Source organism: Rhodococcus sp. GA1 (genome assembly GCF_024321955.1).
GTDB lineage: Bacteria > Actinomycetota > Actinomycetes > Mycobacteriales > Mycobacteriaceae > Rhodococcus > Rhodococcus pyridinivorans.
Genome location: NZ_CP097186.1, coordinates 3837185 through 3862163, shown reverse-complemented (window position 1 = coordinate 3862163; position 24979 = coordinate 3837185). Strand labels below are relative to the sequence as shown.

2 protein-coding genes (1 of these 2 only partly in view) are annotated in these 24979 nt (G+C 69.2%); both read right to left on the bottom strand.

Features of this window, described 5'->3' with window-relative positions; genetic code table 11:
- Positions 1-153: 153 nt before the first annotated feature.
- The gene (locus M3330_RS18070) at positions 154-7626 is read right to left on the bottom strand and encodes a non-ribosomal peptide synthetase (RefSeq protein ID WP_254583096.1); all 7473 of its coding nucleotides are present in this window, start codon (positions 7624-7626) and stop codon (positions 154-156) included.
- A 247-nt stretch (positions 7627-7873) separates the two neighbouring features.
- On the bottom strand, positions 7874-24979 hold the 3' portion of the coding sequence (locus M3330_RS18065; RefSeq protein WP_255025825.1) for a non-ribosomal peptide synthase/polyketide synthase. The gene runs 12486 nt beyond the window's last position; the window shows 17106 of its 29592 coding nt (coding positions 12487-29592); its start codon lies beyond the right edge, outside the window — the gene reads right to left on this strand; the stop codon is at positions 7874-7876.

Here is a 24979-nt window from a genome sequence, read left to right as displayed (position 1 = left end):
CCGTGCCCTCATTGGGCGGGTTCCCCATCCGTGTGCGCGTCCCCGAGCGTGCTCGGCCCCCGACAAGACCTCTGTGCAACACGGAACAGCTCTCCTTCCGGCCGTGGACGCCCCGAACGAACTCGGCCGGTAAGTAAAGTTACCTTTCCGCAATCATTCCTGCAGGACCCAGGGGGAACGCAGGTCGGAAAGTTTGCCGGCGAGACCGGCGGAGAGCTCCGCACCGTCGTGCGCAGGCCCGTCCGTGACGACGACCGCCACGAGGTCCTCGGTGTCGGGCAGAGCGGCGAGTTCGTCGGCCGGAACGAAGCCGTGGGTCACCCACTCCTCGTCGACGAGGATGCCCGGGTCATGGTCGGGACCGGCGGGAACGACGACGGCACCGGTGATCGCCGCGGCCAGGACGGCGAAGACCGTCCACTGGTCGAGGCGGGAACCGGCGAGAAGGACCCGCGACTCGTAGGTCAGATCGAGGTCCTTCCGGCCGCGCCGCAGCGCCGCGACGACCGCACCGTGGGTGAGATCGAGTTCACTCGTCCGGACGGCCGTGTCGTCGGGGCCGAGGACACCGGAACGGTCGGTGTACGCGATCGAGCGGGTCGGCTGCTCGGCGACGAGGGCGAGCGTCTCCGGATCGTCGACGAACGTCCCCGCGACCGACGACCGCAGATCGTCGCTGCGTGCGAGGGTGGTCAGCACGTGGTCGGCAGTGACCGTGGGGTCGACCGTGACGGCGGCTCCCGTCTTGACGGCGGCCCACACCGCAACGATCAGGTCGGGACCGACCGGAAGGTCGACGGCGACGGTGCGACCCGGACCCGCTCCGCGGGAGATGAGGTACCGGGCCCACTGCGACGACCGGCGCTCGACGTCGACGAAGCCGAGTTCGGTGTCGCCCACCACCACGGCGGGCGCCTCGGGATCGGACTCGACCGCGATCTGCAACTCCTGGACGACGGTCCGGTCGACCGTCTCGAGAGCGGTTTCCCGCACCGGAGCGGCGACCGGGGTGGTTGCCGCCTCGCGCTCGGTCTCGGTCCGGACCTCGATGTCGCCGACCACCGAACCGGGATCCGCGGCAACGGCGTCGAGGACCGTCACGAAGCGTTGCGCGAGTGCCTGCGCCGTCGTCTCGTCGAAGAGATCGACGGCGTAGGTGAGCGCGATCCGCATGCCGTCGTCGTCGGCGAGCGGCTCCACGGTCACCTGCAGGTCGAATTTCGCGGCGAGCACCCCCGAATCGAGTGCTTCCACCGTGAGCTCGGGCAGTTCGAGCCGGGCGGGTTCGAGGTTCTGGAACGAGAGCATCGTCTGAAAGACGGGATGACGTGCCGGCGACCGGGTGGCGACGACCTCGTCGACGATGCGCTCGAACGGGATGTCGGCGTGCGCGAACGCTTCGAGATCGGCGGTGCGTGCCTGTTCGAGAATGTCGGCGAAATGCGCGCCCGGATCGACGTCCGTGCGCAGGGCGAGTGTGTTCACGAACATGCCGACGATGTCGTCGAGCACCCGCGAGCCGCGTCCCGCGACGGCGGTTCCCACGACGACGTCCCGCGAACCGCTCATCCGCGCGAGCAGCACGGCGAGCGCGGCGTGGACGACCATGAACAACGACGCACGGTTCTCGGTCGCCAGCGCCTCGAGCCGCTGCCGGGTCGACGCGTCGACCTCGGTGAAGACCGTGGCCCCGCGCAGGCTCGGTACCGCGGGGCGCGGCCGGTCCGTGGGCAGGTCGAGCAGGTCCGGTACCCCGGCCAGCTGCTGCTTCCAGTAGGCGAGCTGCCTGCCCGCCGGCGAATCGGGGTTCTCGGCGTCGCCGAAGGTCTCCTGCTGCCACGCCGCGAAGTCCGCGTACTGCACCTCGAGCGGCGGGCGGTCGGGTCGCGAACCGGACAGCCGGGCGACGTAGGCCTCCATGAGGTCGCGGGCCAACGGCACGAGCGAGGCGCCGTCGGCCGAGATGTGGTGCACCACGAGCGCGAGGACATGATCGTCGGAGACGACCGAACCTGCACTACCGCCGGCGGAGATCGAGACGAGGCGACCGCGCACGGGTGGCTCGGAGGACACGTCGAATCCCTGCGAGGCGACCTCGACCACGGCCTCGAAAGCCTCCTGCTCGGAGGCCACGCGGACCACCTCGAGCGGCGGCATCGACTCCGCATCCAGGATCTTCTGGAACGGGCCCTGCTCGTCCTGCGTGTAGACGGTGCGCAACGTCTCGTGCCGCTCGACGACGTCGCGCACCGCCGCGGTCAGCGCATCGATGTCGAGTGCGCCCCGCAGCCGGATGGCGAGCGGGATGTTGTAGGTCGCGGAGCCCGGGTCGAGCTGGTTGAGCACCCACATGCGCTGCTGCGCGAGCGAGAGGGGGATGCGATCGGGACGCGGCCGTGCGACGAGCTCCGGCACGGCCCGATCGGACCCGCCGGCGTCGACGCGCGCCGCCAGACCCGCGACGGTGGGATCCTCGAACAGTTCGCGGATGGCCAGGCTCGCTCCGGTCGCCTCGTTGATGCGCGCGACGACCCGCGTCGCGACGAGGGAGTTACCGCCGAGGTCGAAGAACGAGTCGTCGGCGCCGACGCGTTCGATGCCCAGTACCTCGCTCCAGACCTGCGCGACGATCCGTTCGGATTCGGTGGCGGGTTCGCGGAAACGATCGGCGTCGATGTCGATGCGGGGCACGGGGAGAGCGCGACGGTCGAGCTTGCCGTTCACCGTGAGCGGGAGTTCGTCGAGCACGGTCACCACATCGGGAACCATGTACCCCGTGAGGAATTCGGACGCGTGCGCGCGCACCGCGGCCGCGTCGACGGTCTCACCGGTGCGGGCGACGACGTAACCGACGAGACGTTCGCCGAGTCCGTCGTCCCGGACCATGGCGACGGCCTGTGCGACACCCGGAGCCTGCAGCAGCTGCGACTCGATCTCGCCCAGTTCGATGCGGAAGCCGCGGAGCTGGACCTGCGAGTCGCTGCGACCCGCGTATTCGAGGATGCCTTCACCGTTCCACCGCGCGATGTCGCCGGTGCGGTAGAGGCGACCTCGACCGAAGGGGTTCGCGACGAAGCGCGCGACCGTCAGGTCGGGACGTCCGAGATATCCGCGGGATAGCTGGTCGCCGGAAATGTACAGCTCGCCCGGCACGCCGGCGGGCACGGGATGCAGGCGCCGGTCGAGGACGTAGGCGTCCAGTCCGGGAAGCGACCGTCCGATCGCGCTGGCGGCACCGGCCTTCGCGAGGGCGCGGTCGATGGGCTGGTACGACACGTGCACCGTGGTCTCGGTGATGCCGTACATGTTCACCAGTTGTGGGCCGGCGGGGTGACGATCGAACCAGTCCGCGAGCCGGGCGGGGTCGAGTGCCTCACCGCCGAAGACGACGTAGCGCAGCGCGAGCGGTGCTGTGTCGGCCGCGAGAGTGCGATCGGCCTCGTCGAACTGGTAGAACGCCGACGGCGTCTGGTTGAGCACCGTGACGCCCTCGCGGCGCACGAGCTGCGCGAACAGCTCGGGTGACCGGGAGGTGAGGTAGTCGACGACGACGAGCCGGCCCCCGTACAGCAGCGGTCCCCACAGCTCCCACACCGAGAAGTCGAAGGCGTAGGAGTGGAACAGCGTCCACACGTCGTCCGGGCCGAAGCCGAAGCGGGGTTCGGCGTTGGCGAAGAGGGTCAGCACGTTCCGGTGTGTGACGGCGACGCCCTTGGGGCGGCCGGTGGAACCGGAGGTGAAGATGACATACGCGAGATCGTCCGGCTGCGGCGATGCGATCCGGTCGGCGTCGGTGAGCGGATCGGCCGAGACCGAGGCGTCGTCTTGTGCGGCGACGACATCGAGCATCTCGATTCCGCTGCCGCGCAACGCCTCCGCTCCGGGCTCGTCTCCGAGTGCATCCGAGGTGAGGATCACGCGGGGCCGTGCCTGGTCGAGGATGTACCGCACACGGTCCTGCGGGTGAGCGGTGTCGATCGGCAGGTAGGCGCCGCCGGAGAGCACGACCGCGGTGAGAGCGACCACGAGGTTCTCGGTCCGCGGCAGGGCCACCGCGACGAGAGTGCCCGGTCCGACGCCTGCGCCGACGAGCCGGCGTGCGATCCGGTTCGCGCGGGCACCGAGTTCGGCGTACGTGAGGGTCGTCTCCCCGTGAGTCACCGCGGCATTCGCGGTGTGGGTGCGGACGGCCGCGTCGAAACGCGCAGACAGCGTGGCCGGTTCGACGACCGGGACGGATTCGCCGAGCGTGTTCCACTCGGTAAGGATGCGGTCGAGCTCATCGTCGGTGACGAGCGGCACGTCGCCGACCGGGATGCGCGGATCGGTGGTGACCGCCTCGAGGATCCGCGAGAACCGTTCTGCGACAGCGGCGACGGTCTGCGGGTCGAACAGTTCGGTGGCGTAGTTGAATTCCACCACGAGACCGGAGGGATCGCCGGCGGCGTCGACGACATCCGCGACGGTGACCTGCAGGTCGAACTTGGCGACCTGCGCGTCGAAGTCGATACCGGAGACGGTCAGCTCGGGCAGTTCCAGCTGCGAGACCGGCATGTTCTGGAAGGTGAGCATCACCTGGAAGAGTGGGTGGCGCGCCTGCGAACGAGGTGGATCGAGCACCTCGACGAGCCGCTCGAACGGCACGTCGGCGTGGGTGAACGCCTCGAGGTCGGTCGTGCGCACCGAGTCGAGGAAGTCGCCGAAGGACGCTTGGGGTTCGACGGGTGTACGCAGCACCAGGGTGTTGACGAACATGCCCACCAGATCGTCGAGCGCGGCGTCGCCACGGCCGGCGACGGGAGTACCGATGGTGATGTCGTCGTTACCGCCGAGCCGGGCGAGAAGCACGGCGAGCGCGGCGTGGACGACCATGAATTCCGTTGCGCCGCTGCGGCGGGCGAGATCGGCGATCGCTGCGCGGACCCGCTCGTCGAGGGTGAGGCGGTGCGAGGCACCCCGATAGCTCGCGACGGCCGGCCGGGGACGATCGGACGGCAGCGTCGCCTCTTCGGGCAGATCCGCGAGGGTCCGCGTCCAGAGGTCCGTCTCGCGCGCCATGAGCGACTCGGGGTCGGACTCCTCGCCGAGGACCTCGCGCTGCCAGAGTGTGTAGTCCGCGTACTGCACCTCGAGCGGTGCCCATCCGGGTTCCCCGCCCGCGACACGCGCGGCGTAGGCCGTCACCACGTCGCGGGTCAGCGGCCCCATCGAGTAGCCGTCGGCGGAGATGTGGTGCACCACGACGACGAGCACGTGCTCGTCCGGGGCCACGGCGAACAGGCGCACTCGGATCGGAACCTGTTGCGTCACATCGAAGCCGGTAGTGACCGCTTCGGCGACCCGGGCCGGGACCTCGTCGGCCCCGACGGTCTCGGGACGGACCTCGACGACCGCGTCCGCGGCGGGCAGCACCTGCTGGTAGCCGACACCGTCGATCTCGGGGTAGACGGTGCGGAGCGATTCGTGACGTTCCACGACGTCGGAGACTGCTGCCTGCAGCGCATCGACGTCCAGACGTCCCGAAAGACGAATGGCCACAGGGATATTGTTCACGGCGGAATGCGGTTCGAGCCGGTTGAGGAACCACATGCGTTGCTGCGCCAACGACAACGGCACCCGATCCGGACGCTGCCGCGCCGCCAACACCACACTCCCGACCCCGGCACCGGCGGTGTCGGTGTCGAGACGGGCCGCCAACTCCTGCACCGACGACGCCTCGAACACCACCGGCACCGCCACCCGATACCCCAACCGCGCCGACAACCGCGCCACCAACCGCGTCGCCGCCAACGAATTACCACCGAGATCGACGAACGAATCGTCCAACCCGACCCGCTCGACCCCCAGAACCTGCGCGACCTCCTCGGCCACCGCGATCTCCACCGGCGTCCGCGGCGCCCGATACTCGGCCACCTCGAACACCGGCGCCGGCAACGCCGCCCGATCGACCTTCCCCACCGGCGTGAGCGGCACCTCGTCGAGCACCGTCACCGACGACGGCACCATATAACCGGGCAACACCTCCCCCACCGACGCCCGCACCTGCGCCGGATCGAGCACCGCCCCCGCCTCGGGCACCACATACGACACCAACGCCGACTCCCCCGACGCCAACGCCGCCCCCACCGTCACCGCGAAACCGACCCCCGGCACCGACGACAACACCGCATCGATCTCCCCCAGCTCGATCCGGAACCCCCGGATCTTGACCTGGAAATCACTGCGCCCCACATACTCGAACACCCCATCGCCGCCGCGACGCACCAGATCCCCCGTCCGATACATCCGGCCACCCGGGGTGAACGGATCGGCCACGAACCGCGCCGCGGTCAACCCGAACCGACCGTGATAGCCTCGCGCCACCTGCGCCCCGGCCACATACAACTCACCGACCACACCCTCGGGCACCGGACGCAACCGCTCATCGAGCACGAACGCGCCCACCCCCGCGATCGCCGACCCGATCACCACCGGCGCATCGGGCACCAGCTCCGCCGACGAGGTCGCCAGAATCGTCGTCTCCGTCGGACCATAGGCATTGAAGAACCGCCGCCGACCCGGCACCGACCACCGCCGCACCAGATCCGGGGTGAACGACTCACCCGCCACGACCACCACACGCAGATCGTCCAAGCCCGCAGGATCCATCGACCCCAACGCACCCGGCGTCATGAACACATGCGACACCGACTGCGACGCAATCACATCCGCCAGATCCGGACCACCACCGACCCCCGCCGGCGCCACCACCACCGTCGCCCCCGCCGAGAACCCCACCCCCAACTCGAGCAACGACACATCGAAACTCGGCGAACACACATGCAACACCCGCGAGGAGCCATCGACCCCGAAATGCTCACGCTCGGCCGACATCACCCCACCGATACCGGCATGCGAAACCACCACACCCTTCGGCCGCCCCGTCGACCCCGAGGTATAGATCATCCACGCCGCATCCGACAGCTCGAGCGAACGCACCCGATCCGCATACGAAACCGGACGCGACGACAACTGCCCCACCCGCGCAGCCACCGACACCTCGTCGACCGCCACCACCGGCACCGACCCCGCCGCCTCGGCCACCACCTGCGCCACCGACGACACCGTCAACGCCAACACCGCACCCGAATCGGCCACCATGAACTGCACCCGCTCGGCCGGATAACCCGGATCCACCGGCACGAACGTCGCCCCCGACTTCGCCACCGCCCACAACACCACCACCGACTCGAGCGACCGCGGCACCGCCACCACCACCGCATCCCCCGGCCCCACCCCACGACCGATCAACCACCGCGCCCACCGCGACGACACCGCATCGAGCTCCCGATACGACAACGACCGAGAACCCTCCACCACCGCCACCGCATCACCGGCCGACTCCACCGCCGACACCAACAACTGCGGCAACAACACACCCCGACGACCACGGGCGCGCTCGCCGCGCGCCGGGCGCGCAGCGCGCTCGGGGCGTGAGCCACGTTCGGGGCGGGGTGCGCGCTCGGGCCGGGGCGCGCGTTCGGGACGGGGTGCACGTTCGGGGCGCGGTGCCCGGCTGCGGGCACCGTCCTGCGTCTCGCGAGGCTGCGTCTCCGAAGGGAAATCGGACGAAGAGGATGCGTTCACCGGAGAGGCCCCGTTCGAGCTGCCATCGTGTCGTGAACGCATGAAAAAGCCCATACCCTTCGCTTTCGATCCCAACGGCCGCGTCTGCGAACCGAGCAAGCATAGTCACCCGCCGGAGACGGGCGAACTTACTCGGTAGTAACCCCATGGGGTTCATCTCTCCGACCACTCCCGACGTTACCGGCGCATCCCGCGGGGACTCGTCCGCCGAGGTGGTGGGGCCACCCGAAGCGGCCCCACCACGTCGTCAGTCCAGGTCAGCGAGCCGGTACAGGCGGTGTGCCGCGCCCCACTCCTCGAGCAACCCGTCGGGGGCGTCGTCCACCACGACGACGGCCGCGAGGTCCTCGAGCGACCCGGGTTCGAGCGTGCTCAGCGACGCCTCGGGCAGGTGCACGTGGGTGACCCACTCGTTGTAGAGCACGCTGTCCAGTGCCGTACCCGACGACGCGCCCTCGGGCACGACCACCACGACGGCACCGGTCGCCGTGACGACCAGCGGTTCGAGCGCCACCGCCTCGATCTCGACACCGCCCACCGCGAGGCTGCGCGACTCGTAGGTCAGTTCGTACCGATCCCGCAGCGTGCCGATCCTCTCGACCAGTTCGACGTTCGTGAACGTACGCGAGGGCAGCACGAGCGCCGGGTCCGCCGAGCCGACCGGACGCAACCGGTCGGCGTAGGTCACCGGATCCGCCGTCTGCGCAGCCAGCTCGTCCCGCACACCGGGCTCGTCGACGACCAGCCAGCCGTCCGTACCGTTCGCCGCGGTACCGGCGACCGTCAGTCCCAGAGCGGCTCCGGCGGGCAGCTGCCCGTCGACGCGGGTGGGATCGACCGGTGCGATCGCGGCACCGGTCTTGACCACCGCCCACTGGGCGACCACGGACTCCACCGAGCGTGGGATCGCGACCGCGACCACATCGCCGGTGCCGAGGCCGCGGCCGATGAGCAGCCGAGCCAGGCGGGACGACCGTGCGTCGAGTTCCCGGTAGGCGATCTCCGTCCCCTCACCGCCGATCTCCGGATCGGCCGGGAGCGAGAGCGCCGGCGCCGCCGGATCCTCCTCGACCACCTCGGCGAAGACAGTGGCCAGCGTCCGCGCGCCGGTGTCCACCGCCGCGGTGGACGGTCCGGACTCGGCGACGATACGGGCGAGTTCCTCTGCATCGACGAGGTCGATGTCGCCGACCGCCGACTCCGGATCGGCGGCGAACGCGTCGAGCACGCGCACCAGCCGCTCCGAGATGTTCCTGACCTCCGGCTCGGCGAAGAACCGCTCCAGGTACTTGAAGGTCAGGTCGATCTGCGTGTCGGCGACCGTCATGAGGGTGATCGGGTAGTGAGTGGCGTCCTTCACTGCCACTCCGGTGATCGTCATCCCGTCGATCGATCCGGCCGCCTCGGCCAGGGATTCCCGGTCGACGGGGTACGACTCGAAGACCACCAACGAGTCGAATGCGACCGAGGTCCCGAGCCGCCGTTCGATGTCGGACAGCCCGACGTAGTGGTGATCGAGCAGTTCTGCCTGCTCGCTCTGCAGTCGTCGCAGCAGCGCCGAAACCTGCTCGTCCGGATCGACCTTCACGCGAACGGGCAGCGTGTTGATGAACAGACCGACCATCGACTCGACTTCGGCCAGGTCGGCCGGACGTCCCGACACGGTCGCACCGAACACCACGTCGTCGTTGCCGACGGTCCGCCCGAGGAGAACGCCCCACGCCGCCTGGACGAGGGTGTTCACCGTGATCCCGAGTTGCGCCGCGAGCGCACTCAGGCGAGCGGTGAGATCGGCGTCGACGAGGACCGAGACCTTGGAGATCGTGTCGTTCTCCGGATCCCGGACCGTCGGCGCGACGACGGTCGGATCTCCCACTCCTTCGAGGGCCCCGGCCCAGACGTCGAGCGACCGTTCCTGGTCCTGCTCGGCGAGCCATCCGAGGAAGTCCCGGTAGGAACGCACCGGCGGCAGCGCAGCGAAGTCTCCCCGGAGCACGTACAGGGCCATGAGGTCCTGCATGAGCAGTGGCATCGACCAGCCGTCCAGCAGGATGTGGTGCGCGGTGACCGCGAGGTGGTACCGGCTCGGCGCCGACTTCACCAGCAGGAACCGCATCAACGGTGCCGTGGCCATGTCGAACCGCCGGGACTGCTCGTCGGCGAACGCCGAGGCGAGTTCGCGTTCCCTGCGCTCTTCCGCGACGTCGCTCAGATCCAGCGTCCGCCACGGAAGCTCGATCCGGCCGACGACGAGCTGGAGCGAATCTCCGTCCTCGTCGGTGACGAAGGCGGCGCGCAGGTTCGGATACCGGTCGAGCAGTGCCTGCCCCGCCACCTGCAACCGCTCGGGGTCGACCTCGCCTTTGAGGTCGAGCACGGCCTGCATGGTGTAGACATCCATCCGCTCGTCGATCGTCAGCGACGCGTGGAACAACAGCCCCGACTGCAGCGGCGACAGGGACCACACGTCCGTCAACGACGGATAGCGCTGCTCCCACGACTCGATCTCGTTCTGGGTGAGATCGACGAGCGGCAGATCGGACGGGGTGAGACCCCCGGCATCCGACGACCCCGCATGCTGCGCGAGCGCCTCGAGAGCCTCGGTCCAGTGCCGGCCGAATTCGTCGGCGTCCGCACGCTCGATCAGGTCCGCCGCGAATTCGATGCGCACCTCCAGCCTTGCATCGTCGCCTCCGGACACGGACGCGCGGAGGTCGAGATCGGCCCCGGTGAGCGAGCCCGTTACCGGAAGGAGGTCACCGAGTTCGTCGGTCGGCGTCCAGCCGGTTTCACCTTCGAGAACATCCGACGGCGTCCGGCCCAGGTAGCCGAAGCCGACCTGCGGCGCTCGCCCCGTCGAGCCCAGGCGCACCGACGACTCCGGATCCAGATGACGCAACAGACCGAAGCCCACGCCGCTGTCCGGCAGCGCCAGCAACTGCTCCTTCACGGCCTTGACGGCACGTGCCATCGCAGTACCGCCGGCGAACGCCTCGTCGACGTCGATCCCGGCAAGATCCAGCCGCACCGGATAGGCACTGGTGAAGCAACCGACGGTGCGTGACAGATCCGCGCCCGGGAGCACGGACTCCTCACGACCGTGATCCTCGATCCTCACCAGCGCCGACGACGACTGCACACCGCGGTCCCGCCGCCACCGCACCAGCGCCAGACCGAGGGTGGCGACCAAACCGTCCTCGACCTCACCGCGGAACAGCGCCGGCACCGAATTCAGTACCGCGTCGGTGTGATTCGCGGACAGGGAGATGCGGACGTGGTCACGCGCGCTCGCCGGGCCCACGACGGACTCCGCCGGGAGAACGGCCGGCTCGGCGAGCGCGTCGTCGAGCATCCGCTCCCACATCGGCAGCTCGTCGCGCCGCGCGGAAGCGGCCTCGACGAGTCCGTGCGTCCACCGCCGCAACGACGTGCCGACCGGCTCGAGGCTCGGCGCCTCCCCGGCGGAAATCTGCTTCCAGGCCCGCGCGAGGTCGGTGAGCAGGATGCGCCACGATTCCTCGTCGACCGCGAAACGATGGGCCAGGATCGCGAGCACACCCGGTCGGGCCGTACCGAAGTCGAGCCAGACGAACCGGACCGCGCAGCCCTTCGACACGTCCACCCGGTCGAGGGCGGCATCGACGGCGTCCTTCACGACGCGCGCCTGCTCCGGCTCGGCGAGCTCACCGGCGACCTCCACCCGCTCCAGGATCGCGGCCGGGTCGACGGTGCCCGCTGCCCGGACCCGCAGGACGGGTTCTCCGGCCATACCGAGGTCGAGGACCATGCGTAGCGCGTCGTGATGGTCGATCACAGCACCGACGGCTCGCTCGAGCCCCGCGCGTTCGACGTCGCGCGGCAATGTCACGGCGACGGCCTGCACGAGACGTTCGGCAGGTTCGGACCGCTCGAGAACGTCCCGTACGACCGGTGTCGGCGGGAGTTCGCCGACACCACCGCCCGGAAGTTCGGTAGGCCGCAGCACACCGCTCTCGACCCTCGTCGCCACCTCGGCGAGTCCGGCCACCGTGCGGCGTTCGAACACGTCACGCGGAGTGAACGCGACGCCCCGGGCCTTCGCCCGCGACACCAACTGGATCGAGACGATGCTGTCACCACCGAGCGCGAAGAAGTCGTCGTCGGCACCGATCTTGTCGGCTCCGAGGACATCCGCGAACACGTCGGCGACGATCTGCTCGATCTCACCGGTGGGGGCCCGGAACTCCGTCGCCTCGAAGACCGGTTCGGGCAGAGCCCTGCGATCGAGCTTGCCGTTGGCGTTGAGCGGCAACGCGTCGAGCACCACGAACGCGGACGGCACCATGTACGACGGAAGTGTCCGGCCGAGTTCGACGATCATCGCGTCGGTGTCGACGTCGGCATCCTTGTGCCCGACGACGTACGCGACCACGCGCGGACCGACGAGCGCATCCTCGCGGACGAGGACCGCCGCGTCGCGCACCGCGCTCAGGCGTCGCACGGCCGCTTCGATCTCGCCGAGTTCGATGCGGAACCCGCGCACCTTCACCTGGAAGTCGGTGCGACCCAGGTACTCCAATTCACCGTCCGCCGACCACTTCACGAGGTCACCGGTCCGGTACAGGCGTTCGCCCCGGCCCCACGGGGAGGCGACGAACCGCTCGGCGCTCAGATCGGGACGCTCGTGGTAGCCCCGTGCGAGCTGCTCACCCGCGAGGTACAGCTCACCCGGCACACCGACCGGCACCACACGCAACCGGTCGTCGAGGACGTACACGCGCGTGTTCCATTGCGGGGACCCGATGGGCACGCTCACGACGTCGTCCCCGTCGACGGTGTGGTTGGTCACCGACACCGCCGCCTCGGTCGGGCCGTACAGGTTGTCGAGGCGCGCCGGATTCTCCGTCGCGAACCGCGCGGCGGTCGTGGCCGGCAGCGCTTCACCGATGGCGAGCACCCGGCGCAGCGATCCCGTCAGAGGACCTCCGACCGAGGCCATGAGCGCGTCCAGCATCGACGGCACCACATGCAGTGTGGTGACCGACTCGGACACCATCAGGCGATGCAGGTACTCGGGGTCGCGGTGACCGTCGGCAGACGCGATCACCACGCGGCCGCCGGAGACGAGCGCGGACCAGAATTCCCACACCGACAGGTCGAACGTCGCAGCGGTCTTCAGCAACAGCGCGTCGTCCGGCCCGAGGTCGTATTCCGTCCGCTTCCAGAGCATCTGGTTCACGATCGCCCGGTGCGGGACCGCAACGCCCTTCGGACGGCCCGTCGAGCCGGACGTGAAGATGACGTAGGCGGTGTGCTCCGGACGCAGCGGGGCGAGCCGATCCGCATCCGTGACCGGGGCGTCGGCATGTCCGTCGAGATCGACGGTATCGATCTCGACGATCGTCGAGGACGGGGCGAACGCCGAGCCGACGTCGTCGCGGGAGGTGGCGAGTACCGCGACCGGTTTCGCCACCGACAGGATGTACCCGGTGCGTTCTGCCGGCTGGTCCGGGTCCAGCGGGACGTAGGCACCACCGGCCTTCGCCACCGCGTACATACCGATGAGCAACTCGACCGATCGGCGCATTGCCAGCGCAACCGTGGTCTCGGGGCCGACGCCCAGCGAAACGAGGTGCCGCGCAAGGCGATTGACGCGTCCGTCGAATTCTCCGTAGGACAACGACGAGGATTCGGACACGAGCGCCGGCGCCGCCGGGTCCCGGCGAACCTGTTCGTCGAACAGATCGACGAGGGTGAGTGCCGTATCCGTCGGATGCAGGGTGTCGTTCCACTCCTCGACGATCCGGAGCCGTTCGGCGTCGTCCAGGATCTCGAGATCACCGACCGGCAGTGAAGGCTCGGCGACGATCGCCTCGAGCAGACCGACGAAGCGTCGTGCGATGCCCTGCACGGTGGCCTCGTCGAACAGATCGGTGGCGTAGGTCAGCACGTTGTCGATGCCGGCCGGGGCGCCGCTCTCGTCGTACCGGTCGGTGGCGACGAGATGCAGATCGAACTGCGAGGTCTGCAGGTCTGCATCGACTCCCGCGACGGTCAGACCCGGCAGTTCCAGGCTGGTCGCCGCGAGGTTCTGGAACGACAGGCCGACCTGGAACAGCGGATGCCGCGCCGTGGAGCGCTCGGGTTCGAGAACATCGACGAGCCGTTCGAACGGGACGTCGGCGTTCGCGAACGCCTGCAGGTCGCGCTCCCGCGCCTGATCGACGAGGGCGGTGAAGGGCAGGTCTCCGTCCACGGTCGAGCGGAACACCAGCGTGTTGACGAACATGCCGACGAGGTCGTCGAGTTCGCGACGACCGCGCCCGGCGATCGGCGTGCCGATGGCGATGTCGTCCGTTCCCGACAACCTGGCGAGGAGGACGGCGAACGCTGCGTGCACAGCCATGAACAACGTCGCGCCTCTGCCTCGCGCGAGTGCGACCAGCTCGCGGTGCAGCTCTGCGTCGATCCTGAAGTCGACCTTGCCGCCCGCGTAGGACTGCACGGCCGGCCGCGGCCGGTCGCTCGGCAGGTCGAGCTGGTCCGGCAGGCCGCTGAGGGTGTGCTTCCAGAACTCGATCTGCTTGGCGGCGAGCGATTCCGGGTCGTTCTCGTCGCCGAGGTACCTGCGCTGCCAGATCGCGTAGTCGGCGTACTGCACGGGGAGCGGAGCCCAGTCCGGCGCTCGTCCCGTGGATCGGGCGGCATAGGCGGTGACGAGGTCGCGGGTGAGCGGCCCCATCGACGATCCGTCCGCCGAGATGTGGTGCACCACGAACGCGAGGATCAGTTCGTCGTCTCCCACGCTCAGCAACCTGACGCGGACGGGAGCCTCGGAGGTGACGTCGAACGACGTGTACGCGAGTTCGCGCACGAGGTCCGGGACGCGATCCCAGGTAGTAACGACCGGATCGAGATCGGGCACCACAGTGGCGGTGGGGAGCACGATCTGAACGGCACCGTCCTCCGTCTCCGGGTACGCGGTGCGCAGCACCTCGTGCCGTTCGAGGACGTCGCGAATCGCGGCCTGCAATGCCGGGATGTCGAGGGTGCCCGACAACCGCAGCGCCATCGGCAGGTTGTAGGCGGCCGATTCAGGATCGAAACGGTTCAGGAACCACATGCGCTGCTGCGCCAGCGACAACGGCACCCGGCCGGGACGCTCCACCTTCACCAACGGGACGGCCCCACCGGAACCGGCGTGCTGCTCCACGTGCGCGGCCAGTGCCTCGACACCGGAATCCTCGAAGAGCGCTCGCACCGGAATCTGGGTATCGAGCGCGGAACCCAGCCGCGAGACGAGCTGCGTCGCGATCAGCGAATTGCCGCCGAGTGCGAAGAAGTCGTCGTCGAGACCCACCCGCTCGACGCCGAGGACGTCGGCGAACGTCGACGCCACGATCTCCTCGATCGGAGTTCTCGGCGCCCGGAACTCACGTACCTCGAAGGTGGGAGTGGGCAGTGCCCTGCGGTCGAGCTTGCCCGAGGTGTTGAGAGGGAACTCGTCGAGGACGACCACGGCAGCGGGCACCATGTACGACGGCAGCGCCCCCGAGACGAATTCGACGAGTTCGCCGGTGTCGACATCTCGTCCCGGCACCGGGACCACATACCCGGCGAGCTGATCGCCGGTCGGGGTCTGCGCAACGAGAACGGCGGCCTGGTTCACGGATTCGTGTGCCAGCAGCGCCGTTTCGATCTCACCGAGTTCGATGCGCTGGCCACGGAACTTGACCTGGAAGTCGGTGCGTCCGATGTATTCGAGTTCTCCGGAGGAGTTCCAGGTGACCAGGTCTCCGGTGCGGTACATGCGGTCGCCGGCCTCGCCGAACGGGTTCGCGACGAACCGGTCGGAGGTGAGATCGGGGCGACGGACGTAGCCGCGTGCGAGCTGGACGCCCGCGAGATACAGCTCACCCGGGACACCCACCGGAACCGGCCGCAGACGCCCGTCGAGCACGTAGGCACGCACGTTCCACTCGGGCACACCGATCGGCACCACGTCGACCGCTCCGGTCGCCGGCGCCTGCCAGTAGGTCGCGGAGACCGCGGCCTCGGTCGGCCCGTACAGGTTGTCGATGTCCGCGGAGCTGATCCGGCGCACCCCGTCGATCGTCTCCGGCGGTAGGGCCTCACCGATGACGAAGATGTCGCGCAGTGTGCGGCACTCGTCCGCGTCGGCGTGTGCCGCGAAGACGGTGAGCATCGACGGAACGAAGTCCGTGATGGTGACCTTCTCGCGGGCGATGACCTCCGACAGGTAGGCGGGATCACGGTGCCCGTCGGGGGTGGCGATCACGAGCTTCGCACCGACACTCAGCGGCATGAAGAAGCCCCACAACGACACGTCGAAGGTCGTCGCGGTCTTCTGGAAGTACACGTCCTCCGAGGTCATCTCGAATTCGTGCAGCATCCACTCGGTCTGGTTGACGATCGCCCGATGCGTCACCGCGACGCCCTTCGGCCGGCCGGTGGAGCCGGAGGTGAAGATCGCGTAGGCGGTGTTGTCGGGCCGCAGGATTCCGCGACGCTCGTCGTCGCGGATCGGCGCGGCGGAGACGTCCGCGAGGTCGAGGCGATCGATCTCGATCGCCTGAACGTCGATTCCCGAGGGCACCTCGAACTCGTCGCGAGCGGTGGTCACGATGCACACCGGGTCGGCGGTGTCGAGGATGTGGCGGGTGCGATCGGCCGGATGATCCGGGTCGATCGGAACCCAGGCACCACCCGCGCGCACGATGGCGTACATACCGACGAGCAGTTCGGTCGAGCGCCTGACCGCGAGACCGACCAGCGATTCCGGTCCGACACCCCGGTCGATGAGGTGCCGGGCGAGGCGATTGACCTGGGCGTCGAACTCGGCGTAGGTGAGCTGCTCTCCCTCGTAGACGAGCGCGACCGCGTCCGGTGTGCGTTCGACCTGGCCGTCGAAACGCGAAGTGAGCAGTGCGTTCTCGTCCAACCGGTGATCCGAGTCGTTCCACACGCGCAGGATCCGGTCGAGTTCGTCCTCACCGAGGAGTGCGATCTCACCGACCGGCAGTTCCGGCCGGGCAGCCATCGATTCGAGGGCACGCACGAAACGCTGCACCAGCGTCTCGGCCTGTTCGCGATCGAACAGTGCCCGCTGGTAACGCAGTTCGACGTCGAGACCGGCGCGCAGGTGCACGAACAGGCTCAGCGGGTAGTGCGTCGCATCGTGGGTGCCCACGCCGGTCACGGCCATGCCGTCGATCGACGCCGACTGCTCCGCGAGTGCTGCCTCGTCGAGCGGGTACGACTCGAACACTGTGAGGGTGTCGAAGCCGACGGTCGGACCCGTCGCGGACTGGATCTCGGTGAGTCCGAGATGGTGGTGACCGAGCAGTGCGGCCTGCTCGCCCTGCAGGCGTTCGAGGAACGCCGAGACGGGCTCGTCCGGATCGAAGGCGACCCGCACGGGCAGCGTGTTGATGAACAGGCCGACCATCGACTCCACACCGGGCAGGTCGGCGGGGCGACCCGAGACCGTAGCGCCGAAGACGACGTCCTCGGCACCGGTGAGGCGGCCGAGCAGCACGCCCCAGGCGGCCTGCACGAGCGTGTTCACCGTGACACCGAGGCGCGCGGCGGCGCCGCTGACGGCGGTCAGTCGCTCGGCGTCGAGTTCGACCTTCACCCGGTCGTCGCCCTGCAGTCCGGGATGGCGTGGGGTCTGCGGGGCGAGCAGCGTCGGCTCCTCGAAGCCGGCGAAGGTCTGCGCCCACGCCTCACGCGAGGATTCGCGGTCGCGGGCGGTGACCCATTCGAGGAAGGAGCGGTACGAGCGCACCCGCGGCAGCAGGGACACCTCTCCCCTCGTCGCGTACAGGGCCATGAGGTCCTGCATGAGCAGTGGCATCGACCAGCCGTCGACCAGCACGTGGTGGGTGGTCACGCCGAGCTGGTAGCGGCCGTCGCCGAGGTGCACGAGGACGAACCGCATGAGCGGTCCGGTGTCCATGACGAAGCGGCGTGCCTCCTCGTCCTTCCAGAACGGCACCGTGGCGGTGACGCCGTCCGCGGCGACCTCGGCGGACAGGTCGACGGTGCGCCACGGCACCTGCACGTCGTCGAGGACGAGCTGCACCGAGTCGCCGTCGGCGTCGGTCACGAAGACCGTCCGCAGGTTGGCGTGCCGGTCGAGCAGTGCCTGCGCGGCGCGGTGGAGCCGCTCGGGATCCACCTCTCCCTCGAGATCGAGGACGGCCTGCATCGTGTAGACGTCGACGTCGTCCTCGCCGGTCATCAACGCGTGGAAGAGCAGACCGGACTGCAGCGGCGACAGCGGCCACACGTCCGCCAGCGACGGGTAGCGCACGTGCCAGCGGTCGAGATCGGCCTGCGTGACCGACACGAGCGGCACGTCGGAGGGTGTGAGCCCACCGGCGGCGGGGTCGGCGGCGTGGGTGACGAGCGCCGCGAGGGCGGCCCGCCAATGCTGCACGAACTCGTCGACGTCCTCGCGGTCGAGCAGACCCGCCGGGAAGGCGATGTTCGCGCCGAGCTGCGGGCCGTCCGCGCCGTCGTTGACGATCGCGTTGATGTCGATCGCCGCGCTCGCGGGCATGTCGGCGTCGAGAGCGGCGTCGACGCGTCCCAGCGCGTCGGTCGGGGCCCAGCCGATCTCGGCGAGTTCCTCCGGCACGTCCGCGGAGGACACGCGACCGAGGTAGTTGAAGCTGATCTGCGGTGAGCGTGCGACGGCGGCGAGTCGTGCCGACGATTCCGGATCGAGGTAGCGCAGCAGACCGAAGCCCATGCCCTTGTCCGGAATGGCCAGCAGCTGTTCCTTGACGGCCTTGACCGCCGCACCCATCGCGGCTCCACCGGCGAAGGCGTCGTCGACGTCCACACTGGCGAGGTCGACCCGCACCGGGTAGGCGCTGGTGAACCAGCCGACCGTCCGGGACAGGTCGGCGCCCGGCACCACGGATTCCTCACGGCCGTGACCCTCGAACTTCACGAGGGCGGAGGAGGATTCGATGCCGCGGTCGCGGCGCCAGCTCACGAGTGCCAGTCCGAGCGCGGCCACCAGACCGTCGGCGACACCGCCGCGGAACAGGGCCGGCACCGTGGTGAGCAGTGCATCGGTCTGCGCGGCGTCGAGATTCATCTCGATGCGTTCGACGGTGGAGGTGACGTCGACGGCGGGGTCGAAGGGACGCTCGCCGAGCAGCGGGTCCGGTCCCTCGAGGATCCGTTCCCACAGCGGCAGTTCCGACCGGCGCTGTGCCGCGGCATCCACGAGGCCGTGGGCCCAGCGGCGCAACGACGTCCCGACGGCCTCGAGCCGCGGCTGCTCACCGGAGACGATCTGCCCCCAGGCCAGACCGAGATCCGGCAGCAGGATGCGCCACGACACGCCGTCCATCACCAGGTGGTGGGCGACGACGAGGAGCACGCCGCGACGTTCGGCCGAGCCGAAGTCGAACCACACGAATCGCAGCACCGAACCGGCGAACGGGTCGAGTGCTCCGAGCGCCGAATCGAGTTCGCGGGAGGCGATCTCGGTGAGCTCGGCGTCGTCGACGTCGGCCGCGACCTCGACCCGCGACAGCAGGGCGTCCGGGTCCACGGTGCTCGCGGAGCGGACCCGCAGGGTCACCTCTCCGTCGGCATCGCGTTCGAGGATCGAGCGCAGCGCGTCGTGATGGTCGACGACCGCACCGATGGTGCGGGTCAGCACGTCCCGGTCGATGTCGGCCGGGAGGGTTACGGCGACGGTCTGCGAGAAGCGGTCGAAGCCGCCGGGCCAGCCGAGGACCTCGCGCATGATCGGGGTGAGCGGCACGTCGCCGACACCGCCGCCGGGGAGTTCCTCGAGTCGCTTCGCCTGCGTCTCGTCGGCGCGGGTGGCGACCTCGGCGAGGCCCGCCACCGAACGACGCTCGAAGACGTCGCGCGGCGTGAAGACCACGCCCCGCGCCTTCGCCCGCGACACCAACTGGATCGACACGATGCTGTCGCCACCGAGCGCGAAGAACGACTCGTCGACACTCACCTTGTCCAGATGCAGAACCTCCGCGAACACCTCCGCAATGATCTGCTCGACCTCGCTCTCCGCAGCCCGGTACTCGCGCTCCTCGATCACCGGCTCCGGCAGAGCATCACGATCGAGCTTGCCCACCGGCGTCAGCGGCACCTCGTCGAGCACCACGATCGCCGACGGCACCATGTGCGGCGGCAGCGAGCGCGCCACGAACTCCGTCACCTGTGCGGTGTCGATCGTGCGGCCGCGGACGGGCAGCACGTAGGACACGAGGACGGTCGCGCCGGATGGGGTGGACCGCCCCACCGTCGTCGCCCAGTTCACCGACTCGTGTGCACTGAGGACGGCGTCGATCTCCCCGAGTTCGATGCGGAAACCGCGCACCTTGACCTGGAAGTCGCTGCGGCCGACGAACTCGATCTCGAGCCGGTCCTCGACGGGCCGCCACCGGACGACGTCGCCGGTGCGGTACATGCGGTCGCCGGGTTCGCCGTAGGGGTTGGGGACGAACCGCTCGGCGGTCAGCGCGTTGCGGCGGTGGTATCCGCGGGCGAGTGCCCGGCCGGCCACGTAGAGCTCACCCGCCATACCGGCGGCCACGGGACGCAGACGCGAGTCGAGCACGAGGGCCGTCATGCCCACGATGGGTTCGCCGATGGTGATCGGACGTCCGGGTTCCATCTCGCCGAAGGTCGACACGATGGTCGCCTCGGTCGGGCCGTACGCGTTGACGTAGGTGGTGCGCTGCGACCATTCGGCCAGCAGTTCCGGCGTCGTCACGTCGCCACCGACGGAGAGCACTTCGAAGCTGTCGATGCCCGTGGAGTCCATCGTGCCGAGCACCGCCGGCGTGATGATCGTGTGCGTCACGCGCTCGGTCTTCAGCAGCTCGGCGAGATCCGGACCGCCGATGATCCTGGCGGGCACGATCACGAGCGTCGCGCCGAATGCGAAGGCCGCCATCCACTCGAGCACCGACGGGTCGAAGCTCGGCGAGCAGATCTGCAGGAACCGCGATTCGGAGGTCACCCCGTACAGATCGGTGACCATGTCCTTCAGGCCCGCCAGACCCGTGTGCGTGACGACGACGCCCTTGGGCTTGCCGGTCGACCCCGAGGTGTAGATCAGGTAGGCGGGGTGGTGGACCCGGATCGGGCGTACCCGGTCGGCGTCGGTGATCGGTGCGGCGGAGCGGGATTCGACGTCCGCGGCGAACGCCGGGTCGTCGAGCAGCAGCCATTCCGCGTCGTCGGGCAGTCCGCCGACGAACTCGGACGACGTGATGCCCAGGGTGGCCCCGGAGTCGTCGAGCATGTAGCGCACGCGGTCGGCCGGATAGGTCGGGTCGACGGGGACGTGCGCCGCACCGGACTTGGCCACGGCCATGACGGTGACCGTCATGTCGTACGAGCGCGGGAACGACACGGCCACGAAGTTCTCCGGGCCGATGCCGCGATCGATCAGCACCCGCGCGAGCTTCGACGAGGTCTCGTCGAGTTCGCGGTAGGTGATCGACCGTCCTTCGTACCGCACCGCGACGGCGTCGGGATCCATCGCGACGCCGCGCGTGAGGAACTCGGCGAGGGTGCTCGGTTCGGTGATGACGTCGTGTCCGCGCATCGCCGTGAGCTGCGCGAACTCGTCGTCGGCGAGCAGCGGCAGGTCGCCGACCGGTGCGCGGTCGTCCGTGAGGATGCCGCCGACCAGTCGCGTGAACCGTTCGGCGAAACGCTGGACCGTGCTCTCGTCGAAGAGCGCACTGGCATACGAGAACTCGGCGGACAGGCCGGCGGGCGCGCCGGATCCGTCGATGTGTTCGCGCAGGGTCAGGCCCAGGTCGAACTTCGCGGTGTCGACCTCGAACGGGACGCCGGAGACGGTGAGCTCGGGCAGTTCCAGGGCGGTCTCGGGCAGGTTCTCGAACGACAGGACCACCTGGAACAGCGGGTGGCGTGCCGTCGACCGCTCGGGGTTGAGGATCTCCACGAGCCGCTCGAACGGAATGTCGGCATGGGCGAACGCCTCGAGGTCGGCCTCGCGCACCCGTGCGAGCAGGTCGGAGAAGCCCTCACCCGTGTCCACCCGGCTGCGCAGCACGAGCGTGTTGACGAACATGCCGATCAGGTCGTCGACCTCGGCCTCACCGCGACCCGCGATGGGGGTGCCGATCGCGACGTCGTCGGTGTCGGCCATCCGCGCGAGGAACACCGCGAGCGCGGTGTGCACGACCATGAACATCGTCGTGCCGGTCCGCCGCGCGAGCGCCGCGAGACCGCGGTGCGTGTCGGCGTCGAGGAGGAAGTCGACCTTGCCGCCGGCGAAGGACTGCACCGCGGGACGCGGCCGGTCCATCGGCAGGTTCAGCTCGTCCGGGAGTCCGGCGAGGGTGTGCTTCCAGAAGTCGGCCTGCGCCGCGAGCAGACTCGCGGCATCGTCCTCGTCGCCGAGCACGTCGCGCTGCCAGATCGCGAAGTCGGCGTACTGCACGGGCAGCGGTGCCCAGCCGGGAGCCTCGCCCTCGGCGCGGGACATGTAGGCCGTCATGACGTCGCGGGTCAGCGGCGAGATGGACCAGCCGTCGGCGCTGATGTGGTGGACGACGAAGACGAGCACGTGATCGCGCTCGGAGAGCTCGAACAGTCGTGCGCGCAGCGGGATCTCGGTGGTGACGTCGAACCCGCGGGAGACGACCGCCGTCACCTTCTGCAGCAGGTCGTCCTCGGTGGCCGATTCGACGTCGATGTCGGGTGCGGCCTCCGCGACCGGGAGGATCAGCTGGTAGGGCTGCCCGTCGATCTCGGGATAGATGGTGCGGAGCACCTCGTGCCGGGCGAGCAGATCCTGGACCGCTACCTGCAGCGCACCGAGGTCGAGTGCCCCGGTCAGGCGGACCGCGACCGGGATGTTGTTGACCGACGACTCGGTGTCGAAGCGGTTGAGGAACCACATGCGCTGTTGCGCGAGCGACAGCGGCACACGCTCGGGCCGCGGCTGCGGCACCAGCGGCGGACGTGCCGCCGCACCGGTGTGCTGCTCGGCCGCGACGGCGAGCGCCGCGACACTGGGGGCCTCGAACAGCACGCGCACGGGGACGCGGGTGTCGAGTGCCGCGCCGATCCGCGAGACGACCTGGGTGGCGAGCAGCGAGTTGCCGCCGAGTTCGAAGAAGTCGTCGTCCACACCCACTCGGGTGAGGCCGAGGACGTCGGCGAACACGCCGGCGACGATCTCCTCGACCGGGGTGCTCGGAGCGCGGAATTCGCGGGTCTCGAAGACCGGTTCGGGCAGGGCCCTGCGGTCGAGCTTGCCGTTGACGTTCAGCGGCAGCGCGTCGAGCATCACGAACGCCGAGGGCACCATGTACGACGGCACCCGGGTGCCGAGCGCGGACCTGATCGACTCGATGTCCGCCTGCGCACCGTCCGCGGGCACGACGTAGGCGACCAATTGGGTGCCGACCCGCTCGTCCTCCCGGGCGATGACCGCGACGTCACGCAGCGCATCCATCGCACGCAGGGCAGATTCGATCTCGCCGAGCTCGATGCGGAAACCACGCACCTTCACCTGGAAGTCGGTGCGCGACAGGTAATCCAACTGCCCCTCGCGGGTCCACCGCACCAGGTCACCCGTGCGGTACAAGCGTGCTCCGTCACCGAACGGCGAGGCGACGAACCGCTCCGCGCTCAGATCCGGGCGCCCGAAGTAACCGCGCGCCAACTGTGTGCCCGCGAGGTAGAGCTCACCGGCGACACCGGCCGGCACCGGATGCAAACGCTCGTCGAGCACGTAGACACGGGTGTTCCACTCGGGCACACCGATCGGCACCGACGCCCCCGAGGTATCGGTGACATCACCGGCGGTGACGGACACCGCGGCCTCGGTCGGGCCGTACAGGTTCACGAGCCGCGCCCGGTTGTGGGTCAGGAACCGCTGGGCGGTCGCCGGCGGCAGCGCTTCGCCGATGGCGAGGATGTGGCGCAGCGAGGGGGCCAGCACTCCGTCGGCGTCGACCATCAATGCTTCGAGCATCGACGGCACCACGTGCAGGGTCGTGACCGACTGCTCCGTCAGCAACCGGTTCAGATAGGCCGGATCGCGATGACCGTCGGCCGACGCGATGACCACACGCCCACCGGACACCAGAGCCGACCAGAACTCCCACACCGACAGGTCGAAGGTCGCCACCGTCTTCAACAACACCGCATCATCGGTACCGAGCTCGAAATGCTCACGCTTCCACAGCAACTGGTTGACGATCGCCGCATGCGGCACCGCCACACCCTTCGGCCGGCCCGTCGAACCGAACCCCGTCGAACCCGACGTGAAGATCACATACGCCGTGTTCGACGCACGCAACGGCGCAATCCGCTCGGTGTCGGTCACCGGCGCCGCGGACAGCTCGGACAGATCCAGGCTGTCGAGGAACAGGGTGGAGACAGACTTCTCCCCCGGCGCCGTGAATTCGTCGTGTTCGGTCGACAGGATCACCACGGGAGCAGCGGTGTCGAGGATGTAGGCGTTGCGCTCGTCCGGCTGATCCGGATCGACCGGCACGTAGACGCCACCGGCCTTGACGACCGCGTACATGCCGACCAGCAATTCGACCGAGCGGCGCATCGCCAGCGCCACCGTCGACTCCGGACCCACGCCCAACGAGACCAGTTTGCGTGCAAGGCGATTCACCCGAGCATCGAACTCGGCATAGGTCAGCGACTCGCCCTCGAACACCAACGCCGTCGCATCCGGCACCCGCGAGACCTGCTCGTCGAACAGATCCACCAGGGTCGCCGAGGCGGTGGGGTGCACGGTGTCGTTCCATGCCTCGAGCACTCGCGCGGTTTCGACGGTGTCGAGGAGGGGCAGATCGCCGACCGGCAGGGCCGGGTCGTCGACCACGGCGTCGAGCACGCGGATGAACCGGGCGGCGAACTCCGCGACCGTCGATTCGTCGAACAGATCGGTCGCGTAGGTGAAGTAGCCGGTGATGCCCGTGGGCGTGCCGTCCTCGCTGTAGCGATCGGTGACGATCAGGTGCAGGTCGAACTGCGAGATCTCCATGTCGGTGTCGAGACCGGAGATGGTGAGACCGGGGAGTTCGAGTGCGGCCTGCGCGAGGTTCTGGAACGACAGACCCACCTGGAACAGCGGGTGCCGTGCCGTGGACCGCGCGGGGTTGAGCACCTCGACGAGCCGCTCGAACGGCACGTCGGCGTTCGCGAACGCGCCGAGGTCGGCCTCACGGGTACGTCCCAGCAGTTCGGTGAACGACGCGTCCGAATCGACGTGGGTCCGGAACACCAGCGTGTTGACGAACATGCCGATCAGGTCGTCGAGCTCGCGCTCGCCACGACCGGCCATCGGCGT